The following is an 11,020-nucleotide window of genomic DNA, read 5'->3' on the forward strand; positions in this document are numbered from 1 at the left end:
GGCGCCGTCGGCCCGGCCGGTGACGGGGCCGAGGGCAGCGCCACCGGGCAGCAGGTGGTGCTGTCCGAGCAGCGCAGCGACGGCACGCGCGTGGAACTGGCCCGGTTCGACTGGAGCGAAGACCTGCGGCCCGAAGCGCCACGCACCGTGCGCCGGCTGCAAGAGGCTGGCGTGGCCGTGCAGTTGCTCTCCGGCGACCGGCCCGGCGCGGTGCGGCGCATCGCTGCGCAGGTGGGCATCGAGCGGGCACAGGGCGACTGCACGCCGCAGGACAAGCTCGCGCTGCTGCAGGCCGAGCAGGCGCGGGGCCACCGCGTGGCCATGGTGGGCGACGGGCTCAACGACGGGCCGGTGCTGGCAGGCGCCCATGTGTCGTTCGCCTTCGGCCGCGCCGTGCCGCTGGCGCAGTCGCGCGCGGATTTCGTGGTGATGGGCGGTGACCTGGAACAGGTGGTGCAGACGCTGCTGCTGGCGCGCCGCACCCTGCGCGTGGTGCGGCAGAACCTGTGGTGGGCCGCGCTCTACAACGCGCTGTGCGTGCCGCTGGCCGTCGTGGGCTGGATGCCGGCGTGGCTCGCCGGGCTGGGCATGGCGCTCAGTTCGCTGCTGGTGGTCGCGAATGCGGCGCGGCTGGCAGCCGGTACCGGCTCCCCGCACGCTCCCGCTGCGGCACCAGCCGCCCACAGCGACGTGCCGCTGCTGGAAGGTGTGTGATGGACATCCTCTACCTGCTGATTCCCCTGTCCGTCGTGCTGGTTCTGCTGGTTTTGATGGGCCTGGGCTGGGCGGTTTCCCGGGGCCAGTTCGAGGATGTGGAGCAGGAGGGCGAGCGCATCCTGCGAGATGAATGACCGGAGCGCCAAGCCAAACCGTCTCGGCATTCAACGCCCGCCGCGTCACGCAGCGGCTGACGGGCCCCTATGGGACTGACGGGCCCCTATGGCAGACCAACCGCTGCTGCCGCCACCCGTCGCCCGCGTGACAAACGCGCGGGAAAACCCGCACAGGGGTAACGCAAGCCGTGCCTAGACTGGCGCCGCCAATCCGGGCGTCATTGCTCCCCTACCGAGAGAGACACAAGCATGCAGCCGATCCGCTTTTTGATTCCTTCCCGCACGGTTGCCATCGGCGCCGTCAGTGCGCTGCTGCTCTCGGCTTGCGGTGGTGGCGGGGGCCTCGTACCGGAGGAAACCCGTGTGCAAGACACCCGCACCAGTTTTGCCGTGGCCACCACCAGCCTGCCTTTCGCGGCCATGGATGGCACCACGGTGCAGACCGACCGCTGGAGCGGCACGAATGCCGGCGCGGGCTACCGTGTAGAGGTTCCGAAGAACTGGAACGGTATCCTGGTGATGTACGCCCATGGCTATGCGGGTGAAGGCAATGCGCTGACCGTGTCCAACCCGGCCTTCCGGCGCTACCTGATCGAAAACGGCTACGCCTGGGCGGCATCCAGCTACACCAAGAATTTTTATGACGTGCGCGTGGGCGTGGAAGACACGAATGCGCTGGCCAATGCGTTTGTGGCGATTGCCGCCGCCAACGGCCGTGTGCTGTCAGAGCCTGCCCGCACCTATGTCACCGGTGTCTCGATGGGCGGCCACATCGCCGCCGCCGCCATCGAGGACGAGGCGCAGCAAACGGCGGTCCACAAGCGGCGCTACCAGGGCGCCCTGCCGATGTGCGCCGTGCTGGGCGATCTGTCGCTGTACAACTACTTCGGCGCCTACCAGTTGGCGGCGCAGAAGCTGGCCGGTGTGCCCGCCGTCGCCGCACCCACCACCGACTGGGCCGCGCTCGCTCCGCGCGTGCGCGACGCCATGTTCGGCAGCCAGATATCGTTTGCGCCGGTGACGCCGCAAGGGCAGAAGCTCAAAGACATCGTCATGAACCTGACCGGCGGGCCGCGGCCGATCTTCGACCAGGGCTTTGCCAATGCACCGCTGCAAAACACCGTGTGGGGTACCTTCGGACGCGACGGCACCCTCAACGGCATCCTGAACAAGCAGGGAATCGACACCACCGGTACGGTCTACCGGTTCAATGCCAGCGCGGCAGAGGTGGCAGACTTCAACGCCACCATCGCGAAGTGGGTGCCGGCACCCGACGCCAACCGCCTGCGCACCGATGGCCTGCGCTGGGTGCCACAGGTCAATGGCCAGTTCCGCATCCCGGTGGTCACCCTGCATACGCTGGGCGACATGTACGTGCCCTTCCACATGGAGCAGGTCTACCGCGACCGCGTGGAGGCCAACGGCAATGGCCAGTGGCTGGTGCAGCGCGCCATTCGCGCCCCCAGCCACTGCGATTTCACCGTGGCCGAGCAGTCCGAAGCATTCAAGGCGATGGCCGATTGGGTTGAGAAAGGCACCAAGCCCGCGGGCGACGACGTGAAAACGCCCGCCACCGTCGCTGACGCCCGTTATGGCTGCACCTATACCCGCAACGCAGGTGGGCGCGACGACAGTGCTGCAACCGTGGCGACCCGCGCAACCTTGCCCGGGTGCAGCGGCAGTTGATCTGGCGTCGACTCGAATGCAGGGCTAAACCCCGTGGGGCGGACCTTCTGGCATCGCCTCGCATGCGTCCCCTCTGCCGCTCAACCAGCCCAAGGGCAACTCTCCTTCGCTCCCTAAGCGGGACTGCGCCGACAGGAATCGCGGGTGTTTCAGGTCAGTGGCTACCAAGGTGCGTAGGCTCCTTCGGCTCGGCGCAGAAAGCGAGTCTCGTCTGGGTGGTCGGTGTAGCGGCGAAGCAGTGACGTCCCTGTTGAACGACCAGTCGGGCCCGCCGTCCAGAATTTGGTCCTGGAAGGATGCCGAACCGCTCGTACACGCGGGTCTGTATCGCCTTGTTCATTGACAACACAGGTGTTGCGCTTCAGGTTCGAATCCGCCCGGTGACCACGGCGTGGCTCCTGATTTCTTGGTAGAGATCCATTGGCGATTCTCTGGTGGTTGCTGACTCATGCCAACCCCTGTACGGGCAGCCGTGCTGCCAGTGGTTGGCCTGATGCCCTGTGACTCCGGCCGCATTCATCGCAACGATTGACATGCGTCAATGCCCCCAACGGGTATCCGGAAGAAACTTTCCGTGCAATCAAAGAGGTGCACGATGGAATCTCCAAAAACCGCTGCCGCGCATTACGACGACACCGTCGTGCGGCAGTTTTCGATCATGGCCGTGGTGTGGGGGGTGGTGGGCATGCTGGTCGGCGTCTTCATCGCCGCCCAGCTGGCCTGGCCGGAACTCAACTTCGGCATTCCCTGGCTCAGCTACGGCCGTCTGCGGCCGCTGCACACCAACGCGGTGATCTTCGCCTTCGGCGGCTGCGCGCTGTTCGCCACCAGCTACTACGTGGCGCAGCGCACCTGCCAGGTGCGCCTGTTCGCGGGGCCGCTGGCGTCGTTCACGTTCTGGGGCTGGCAGCTCGTCATCGCGGCGGCGGCCATCAGCCTGCCGCTGGGCTACACCACCGGCAAGGAATACGCCGAGCTGGAATGGCCCATCGACATCCTGATCACGCTGGTGTGGGTGTCGTACGCCATCGTGTTCTTCGGCACCATCGGCCGCCGCAAGGTGCGCCACATCTACGTGGCCAACTGGTTCTTCGGCGCGTTCATCCTGGCGGTCGCGCTGCTGCACCTGGTCAACAGCGCCGAAGTGCCTGCCGGCTGGATGAAGAGCTACTCGGCCTATGCCGGCGTGCAGGATGCGATGGTGCAGTGGTGGTACGGCCACAACGCGGTGGGCTTCTTCCTCACCGCGGGCTTCCTCGGGATGATGTATTACTTCATCCCCAAGCAGGCCGGCCGCCCGGTGTACAGCTACCGCCTGTCGATCGTGCACTTCTGGGCGCTGATCTTCACCTACATGTGGGCGGGCCCCCACCACCTGCACTACACCGCGCTGCCGGACTGGACGCAATCGGTGGGCATGGTGTTCTCGCTGATCCTGCTGGCCCCCAGCTGGGGCGGGATGATCAACGGCGTGATGACGCTGTCGGGCGCCTGGCACAAGCTGCGCGACGACCCCATTCTGCGCTTCCTGATCGTGTCGCTGTCGTTCTACGGCATGGCCACGTTCGAGGGCCCGATGATGTCCATCAAGACCGTCAACGCGCTCAGCCACTACACCGACTGGACCGTCGGCCACGTGCATGCCGGCGCCCTGGGCTGGGTGGGCCTGATCACCATGGGTTCGCTGTACTACCTGATCCCGCGCCTGTTCGGCCGGGAAAAGATGCACTCGGTGCCCGCCATCGAGCTGCACTTCTGGATGTCCACCATCGGCATCGTGCTGTACATCGCCGCGATGTGGATCGCCGGCGTCATGCAGGGCCTGATGTGGCGCGCGGTCAATCCCGACGGCACGCTCACCTATACCTTCGTCGAAAGCGTGAAGGCCACCTATCCGTTCTACGTGGTCCGCTTCGCCGGCGGCCTGCTGTACCTGGGCGGCATGCTGGTGATGGCCTGGAACGTGTGGGCCACCGCCATCTCGGGCCGCTCGGTCAAGGTGTCGATCCCCGCCGTGAACACGGCCCATGCCTGAGCCCCGAGGAGCGCATTCCATGTCCGAACACAACCCCAAATCGGCCGGCTTCTCGCACGAGAAGATCGAGACCAACAACTTCCTGATGATCGTGCTGATCGTGCTGGTGGTCGCCATCGGCGGCCTGGCCGAGATCGTGCCGCTGTTCTTCCAGAAGTCCACCACCGAGCCCGTGACGGGCGTGCAGCCCTACACCGCGGTGCAGCTGCTGGGCCGCGACATCTACCTGCGCGAGGGCTGCTACAACTGCCACTCGCAGATGATCCGCCCCTTCCGCGCCGAGACGCTGCGCTACGGCCACTACTCGGTGGCTGGCGAGTTCGTGTACGACCACCCCTTCCAGTGGGGCAGCAAGCGCACCGGCCCCGACCTGCACCGCGTGGGCGGCAAGTACAGCGACGAGTGGCACCGCATCCACCTGAACAACCCGCGCGACGTGGTGCCGGAATCCAACATGCCCGCCTACAGCTGGCTGGAGAAGACGCCCGTCGATCCCGCCGTGGCCGCGCCGCGCATGAAGGCGCTGCGCACGGTGGGCGTGCCCTACACCGACGAGCAGATCGCCGCCGCGTCCGAGGAGGTCAAGGGCAAGACCGAGATGGACGTGCTCGTGGCCTACCTGCAGGTCATGGGCCGCGCCCTCAAGTAACGAACCGCAAGGAGCTGGTCATGGACATCACCACTGTGCGCATCGTCGCCACGCTGGCATCGCTGGCGTGCTTCCTCGGCATCCTGGTCTGGGCGTTCTCGCGCCGCAACCGGGCCCGGTTCGAGGAGGCCGCGCGCCTGCCCTTCGAGCAAGACTGATCCGCAAAAAACAATGAGAACGACATGAGTGACTTCACCCACAATTTCTGGTCGGTCTACGTGGCGGGGCTGACCGTGGTCGGCATCCTGGGCTGCCTGCTGCTGCTTTGGATCACGGCCCGCAAGAAGGTCGCGCCCAGCACCGACAACACCACGGGCCACGTCTGGGACGAGGACCTGCGGGAGATGGACAACCCCATGCCGCGCTGGTGGATGTGGCTGTTCGTGCTCACCATCGTCTTCGGCTTCGGCTACCTGGCCGTCTATCCGGGCCTGGGCCGCTTCGCCGGCCAGTTCGGCTGGACGCAGGCCGGCGAGTACGAGGCCGAGATGGCCAAGGCGCGCACCGAGCTTGCGCCACTGTACGCCCGGTTCGCCGCGATGAAGACCGAGGAGATGGCCGCCAACCCCGAGGCCATGGCCATTGGCGAGCGCCTGTTCATGAACAACTGCGCGCAGTGCCACGGCTCGGACGCACGGGGCAGCAAGGGCTTTCCCAACCTGTCCGACAACGACTGGCTGCACGGCGGCGCGCCGGAGAACATCCGCGAGACGCTGGAGAAGGGCCGCATGGGCACCATGCCGCCCATGGCCGAAGCCGTGGGTTCGCCGGAGGACATCCGCAACCTCGCGCACTATGTGCTGAGCCTGTCGGGCAGCCCGCACGACTCGCTGCGCGCCTCGCTGGGCAAGTCCAAGTTCACCGCCTGCGCGGCCTGCCACGGCATGGACGGCAAGGGCAATACGGCCCTGGGCGCGCCCAACCTGACCGACGACGTCTGGCTGCACGGCTGGGGCGAGGCGGCCATCACCGCCATGGTCAACCACGGCAAGGTCAACGTGATGCCGGCCCAGGCCGACAAGCTGACCGAGGCCCAGATCGGCGTGCTCACCGCCTACGTATGGGGCCTGTCCCACCGCGCGAACGCGGTGCGCTGACGGTGCCGATGCCCCCGGGGAACGCGATCCGGGCCTTTCCCGCGGCGCGCCCTGGCCGGCGGCGCAGCCGCTGACGCGTTCCCTTGCCGGCCCACCCTTCGAGAACTGCCATGAAGCCACCCAGCGGGCCTGCCCGCAAGGTCATTCCCATCACCCCGGTCGCGCCTGGCGCCGCCGATGCGGCCGCCGAGATGGTGTCGCTGTACGAGGCGCAAAAGAAGATCTACCCGCGCTCCATCCGCGGCCTGTTCGCCCGCTGGCGCTGGGCCATGGTGGCCCTCACGCAGCTCGTCTTCTATGCGCTGCCCTGGCTGCAGTGGGGTGAGCGGCAGATGGTGCTGTTCGACCTGGGCGCGCGGCGCTTTTACCTGTTCGGGCTGGTGCTGTACCCGCAGGACTTCATCTACCTCACGGGCCTGCTCATCGTCAGCGCGATGTCGCTGTTCCTGTTCACCGCGGTGGCGGGGCGCCTGTGGTGCGGCTTCGCCTGCCCGCAGACGGTGTACACCGAGATCTTCATGTGGATCGAGCACCGGGTGGAGGGCGACCGCAGCGCCCGCCTGCGCCTGGATGCCGGGGGCTGGACCTTCGAGAAGGTGCGCAAGAAGGCGCTCAAGCAGTTCCTCTGGATCGCGGTGGCGCTATGGACGGGCTTCACCTTCGTGGGCTACTTCGTGCCCATCCGCCAACTGTCGGGCGAGTTGCTGGCAATGCAGGGCGGCTGGCAGATCTTCTGGGTGCTGTTCTACGGCTTCGCCACCTACGCCAATGCCGGCTTCATGCGCGAGCAGGTGTGCAAGTACATGTGCCCCTATGCCCGGTTCCAGAGCGCCATGTTCGACCGCGACACGCTGATCGTCACCTACGACGACGCGCGCGGCGAGCCGCGCGGTCCCCGCACCAAGACGGTGGATTACAAGGCCCGGGGCCTGGGCGACTGCATCGACTGCACGCTGTGCGTGCAGGTGTGCCCGGTGGGCATCGACATCCGCAACGGCCTGCAATACGAGTGCATCGGCTGCGGGCTGTGCGTGGACGCCTGCAACACCGTGATGGACAAGATGCACTACCCGCGGGGGCTGATCCGCTTTTCCACGCAGAACGGCGTGGCGGCCCGCTGGGGCCGCGCGCAGATGCTGCGCCGCGTGCTGCGCCCCCGCGTGCTGATCTACACCGCGGTGCTGGTGGCGCTGTGCGTGGGGCTGCTGTCCAGCCTGGTGCTGCGCACGCCGCTCAAGGTGGACGTGGTGCGCGACCGCGCCGCGCTCTCGCGCATCGTGGCCGGCGGGCAGCTGGAGAACATCTACCGCCTGCAGATCATGAATGCCACCGAGTCCGGCCAGCGCTACCGCATCGGTGCGAGCGGGCTGCAGGGGCTGCGCGTGGCGTCCGACGCCGAAGTGGAGATCGGCGCGGCCGAGTCCCGCTGGGTGGCCGTGCGCCTGCAGATCCCTTACGGCTCCGCGCCGCCCGGATCGCATGCCGTGCAGTTCGACGTGCAGGCGCTGGGCTCGGGCGGCCATGTCGCCGAGAAGTCGGTCTTCCTGGTGCCGCGATGAGCGCCGCCGGCCCCACCGTCACCGTTTCAGGCGCCAGACCGCTGGTCCGACCGCCTTTCTTTTCCTGTCAGGAGTGAACACCATGCCATCCCCTATCGCCGCCGCACCGGCTCCCCTTCCTTCGGCCGCTCCCTGGTGGAAGTTCGGCTTCGTCTGGATGGTCATTGCCGGGCCGGCCATCGTGGTCGTGGCGGGCTTCACCACGCTGTGGGTGGCGGTCGTGCGCCCCGACCCGGTGGTGGCCGAGGACTACTACCGCCAGGGCATCGAGATCAACAAGACGCTGCAGGGCGCGCCGAACAGCCTGGCCCCGGCCATGAAGGCGCGCAACCATGCGGCCACCCCCGTGCAGGACCAGCCGCGCTGAAGGCGGCCTGTCCGCACCACCCCCCCGAAACGAGGAGACAAGCGCAATGTGGACCCAACGCCTCATGTGGATTGCATGGCCCGCCTTCCTGATGGCGGGCGTGCTGGAAATGCTGGTCTTTGCCCTGGTGGACCCACAGGACATGCACTGGTTCGGACAGCCGCTGGCGCTCTCGCGCGAGGGGGTCTACACCATCGCCTTCTTCGCTTTCTGGCTGGTGACGATGGCGTCGAGCGCGCTCACCACGCTGCTGGCGATGTCGCCGTTCGAACTGAACCGCTGCCCCGTGCCGGTGACCGACCGGCCCGCCGACTGCGCGCGCCACCACCCGGGCGCATGAAATGCCAGCGCCGGTGCCGCAGGCCGGCCGCTCAGTGGCAGTTCTGCGAGTTCACGATGCGCTTGAGCGCCGCGGTCTCCAGGATGCGCACGTGGCGCTGCTTGACCTCGACGATGCCGTCCTCGACGAACTTCGAGAAGGTGCGGCTCACCGTCTCCAGCTTGAGCCCGAGGTAGCTGCCGATTTCCTCGCGCGTCATGCGCAGCACGAGTTCGGACTGCGAGAAGCCCCGGGCATGCAGGCGCTGCACCAGGTTGAGCAGGAAGGCCGCCAGGCGCTCTTCCGCCCGCATGCTGCCCAGGAGCAGCATCACGCCGTGCTCGCGCACGATCTCGCGGCTCATGATCTTGTGCACGTGGTGCTGCAGCGCCGTGACCTCGCGCGACAGCTCCTCGATGCGGTCAAAGGGCATGACGCAGACCTCGGCGTCTTCCAGCGCGACGGCGTCGCAGGTGTGGTGGTCGCTGACGATGCCGTCCAGGCCGATGATCTCGCCGGCCATCTGAAAGCCCGTGACCTGGTCGCGGCCGTCTTCGGTGGCCACGCAGGTCTTGAAGAAGCCGGTGCGGATGGCGAAGAGCGAGCTGAAGGGCTCGCCATTGCGAAACAGGGTGGCCCCCCGCTTGACCTTGCGGCGCACGGCCACGATGTCGTCGATCCGCTGCAGTTGCTGATCGTTCAGGCCCAGCGGCATGCACAGCTCGCGAAGGTTGCAGTTCGAGCATGCCACTTTGATGGTTTGCGGATTCATGGGAAAAGGCCTTTGTGGTGAGGGGAGGGCGGGCGGCCGGCAGGGTGGTAGAGCCCGGGCGAACGCCGGGCACCTGTCATGGATCAATTGTGGCAGCGTGCGCCTGCAGAACCCTTGACCCAGGTCAAGGGTTTCCCCCGGGGCCTGCGGCACATTGGGCAGGCACAAGGAAATCCCATGATCGCTGTCACCCCTGAACTCCTGCGCCGCTTCGACGTGCCCGGCCCCCGCTACACCTCCTACCCGACCGCCGACCGGTTCGTGGAGGCCTTCGGACAGGACGACTACGTTCTCGCGCTGCAGCAGCGCCGCCTGGGGTCGGCCGCCAAGGCACTGCCCTTGTCGCTGTATGTGCACATTCCCTTTTGCGAGTCGCTGTGCTACTACTGCGCCTGCAACAAGATCATCACCCGCCACCCCGAGCGGGCCGAGGTGTACCTGCGCTATCTCAGCCGCGAGATCGACCTGCACACGGCCCAGTGCGGCGTGGGCCAGGTGGTGAGCCAGCTGCACCTGGGCGGGGGGAGCCCGACGTTCCTGTCGGATGACGGCCTGCGGTCGCTGATGGCCATGCTCCAGCGCAGCTTCACGCTTGCGCCCGGCGGCGAGTATTCGATCGAGATCGATCCGCGCACGGTGGACGCGGGCCGGCTGGCGCTGCTGGCGGAACTGGGCTTCAACCGCCTGAGCTTCGGCGTGCAGGACTTCGACCCCGAAGTGCAGAAGGCCGTGCACCGCATCCAGCCGGCAAGCCAGGTCTTCGACTTGGTGGCCAGCGCGCGTGCGCTGGGCTTCGAGTCCATCAACGTGGACCTGATCTACGGCCTGCCGCGGCAGATACCCGAGTCCTTCGAGCGCACGCTCGAGCAGGTGGGCCGGTTGCGGCCGGACCGCATCGCGCTGTATGCCTACGCCCACCTGCCCGAGCGCTTCAAGCCGCAGCGCCGCATCGTGCCGGCGGATCTGCCGCTGGCGGCGTCGAAGGTGGCCATGCTGTCGCAATCGCTGCGGTCGTTCCAGGATGCCGGCTACGTCTATGTGGGCATGGACCACTTCGCGCTGCCGGGCGACGCCCTGGCCGTGGCCAAGCGCCAAGGCCGGCTGCACCGCAACTTCCAGGGCTACAGCACCCAGCCCGATTGCGACCTGCTCGGCCTGGGCGTGTCGGCCATCGGCCGCGTGGGCGCCACCTACAGCCAGAACGCCAAGACGCTGGACGAGTACTACGACTTCATCAACCAGGGGCGCCTGCCGGTCGTGCGGGGCCTGGCGCTCACGCGCGACGACCTGGCGCGCCGCTCCGTCATCATGGCGCTGATGTGCCAGGGCGAGGTGCTGTTCGAGCCGGTGGAGCAGGCGTGGCTGATCGATTTCCGGCAGTACTTCGCCACCGAACTGCAGGCACTGGAGGACCTGCAGGCGCAGGGCCTGGTCGTGCTCGGCCAGGAAGGCATCGAGGTCACGGCCATGGGCTGGTTCTTCGTGCGCGGCGTGGCGATGCTGTTTGATCGCTACCTGCAGGCGGACCGCAACCGCGCGCGCTTTTCCCGCATCATCTGAAGGACGCCGCCATGCCCGACACCCTGGTCTGGACCGCGTTGGCCATGGGGCTGGCAGGCGGCCCGCATTGCCTGGCGATGTGCGCGGCGCCCTGCGGGGCGCTGGTGCGCGCTGGCGGCCCGGCCCACGCCGCGGCGGAAAAA

General features: G+C 67.4%; 12 protein-coding genes and 1 pseudogene. 12 read left to right on the top strand and 1 reads right to left on the bottom strand.

Going from position 1 to position 11,020, the window contains the following annotated elements; all coding sequences use genetic code 11:
• The 10 genes from AC27IO_RS15075 to AC27IO_RS15120 form a co-directional block, all read left to right on the top strand.
• On the top strand, positions 1-714 hold a 714-nt coding region (locus tag AC27IO_RS15075; protein ID WP_498739465.1), incomplete at its 5' end, for an HAD-IC family P-type ATPase.
• Positions 714-851: a cbb3-type cytochrome oxidase assembly protein CcoS gene (gene ccoS, locus AC27IO_RS15080; RefSeq protein WP_272564155.1), complete on the top strand. Its 138-nt coding sequence runs from the start codon at positions 714-716 to the stop codon at positions 849-851. The genes AC27IO_RS15075 and ccoS, both read left to right, overlap by 1 nt.
• Positions 852-1,082: 231 nt before the next feature.
• Positions 1,083-2,519: an alpha/beta hydrolase gene (locus tag AC27IO_RS15085; protein WP_498739467.1), complete on the top strand. Its 1,437-nt coding sequence runs from the start codon at positions 1,083-1,085 to the stop codon at positions 2,517-2,519.
• A 595-nt stretch (positions 2,520-3,114) separates the two neighbouring features.
• Positions 3,115-4,554: a cytochrome-c oxidase, cbb3-type subunit I gene (ccoN, locus tag AC27IO_RS15090; RefSeq protein WP_498739468.1), complete on the top strand. Its 1,440-nt coding sequence runs from the start codon at positions 3,115-3,117 to the stop codon at positions 4,552-4,554.
• A 19-nt stretch (positions 4,555-4,573) separates the two neighbouring features.
• Positions 4,574-5,203, top strand: coding sequence for a cytochrome-c oxidase, cbb3-type subunit II (gene ccoO, locus AC27IO_RS15095; RefSeq protein WP_272548311.1), 630 nt, complete (start codon positions 4,574-4,576; stop codon positions 5,201-5,203).
• 20 nt (positions 5,204-5,223) lie between these two features.
• A complete protein-coding gene (locus AC27IO_RS15100) occupies positions 5,224-5,361 on the top strand; it encodes a cbb3-type cytochrome oxidase subunit 3 (protein WP_272548310.1) in 138 nt (45 codons plus the stop codon).
• A 24-nt stretch (positions 5,362-5,385) separates the two neighbouring features.
• The gene (ccoP, locus tag AC27IO_RS15105) at positions 5,386-6,300 is read left to right on the top strand and encodes a cytochrome-c oxidase, cbb3-type subunit III (RefSeq protein ID WP_498739470.1); all 915 of its coding nucleotides are present in this window, start codon (positions 5,386-5,388) and stop codon (positions 6,298-6,300) included.
• A 110-nt stretch (positions 6,301-6,410) separates the two neighbouring features.
• The gene (gene ccoG / locus AC27IO_RS15110) at positions 6,411-7,859 is read left to right on the top strand and encodes a cytochrome c oxidase accessory protein CcoG (protein WP_498739472.1); all 1,449 of its coding nucleotides are present in this window, start codon (positions 6,411-6,413) and stop codon (positions 7,857-7,859) included.
• Positions 7,860-7,941: 82 nt separating this feature from the next.
• Entirely contained in the window at positions 7,942-8,226 is a 285-nt protein-coding gene (locus AC27IO_RS15115) for a FixH family protein (protein ID WP_284428870.1), read from the top strand.
• 46 nt (positions 8,227-8,272) lie between these two features.
• Positions 8,273-8,566 carry a hypothetical protein gene (locus AC27IO_RS15120; RefSeq protein ID WP_272548306.1) on the top strand — a complete coding sequence of 98 codons (294 nt, stop codon included), beginning with the start codon at positions 8,273-8,275 and terminating at the stop codon, positions 8,564-8,566.
• 31 nt (positions 8,567-8,597) lie between these two features.
• Here AC27IO_RS15120 and fnr read toward each other — a convergent pair whose 3' ends face one another.
• Positions 8,598-9,317: a fumarate/nitrate reduction transcriptional regulator Fnr gene (gene fnr, locus AC27IO_RS15125; RefSeq protein WP_272564148.1), complete on the bottom strand. Its 720-nt coding sequence runs from the start codon at positions 9,315-9,317 to the stop codon at positions 8,598-8,600.
• 177 nt (positions 9,318-9,494) lie between these two features.
• Here fnr and hemN point away from each other — a divergent pair, with 177 nt between their 5' ends.
• Both hemN and AC27IO_RS15135 read left to right on the top strand, forming a co-directional pair.
• Positions 9,495-10,877: an oxygen-independent coproporphyrinogen III oxidase gene (hemN, locus tag AC27IO_RS15130; RefSeq protein ID WP_498739474.1), complete on the top strand. Its 1,383-nt coding sequence runs from the start codon at positions 9,495-9,497 to the stop codon at positions 10,875-10,877.
• Positions 10,878-10,888: 11 nt separating this feature from the next.
• Positions 10,889-11,020: pseudogene (locus tag AC27IO_RS15135) on the top strand (sulfite exporter TauE/SafE family protein); the annotation flags it as partial.

The organism is Acidovorax sp. KNOB132 (genome assembly GCF_057541515.1).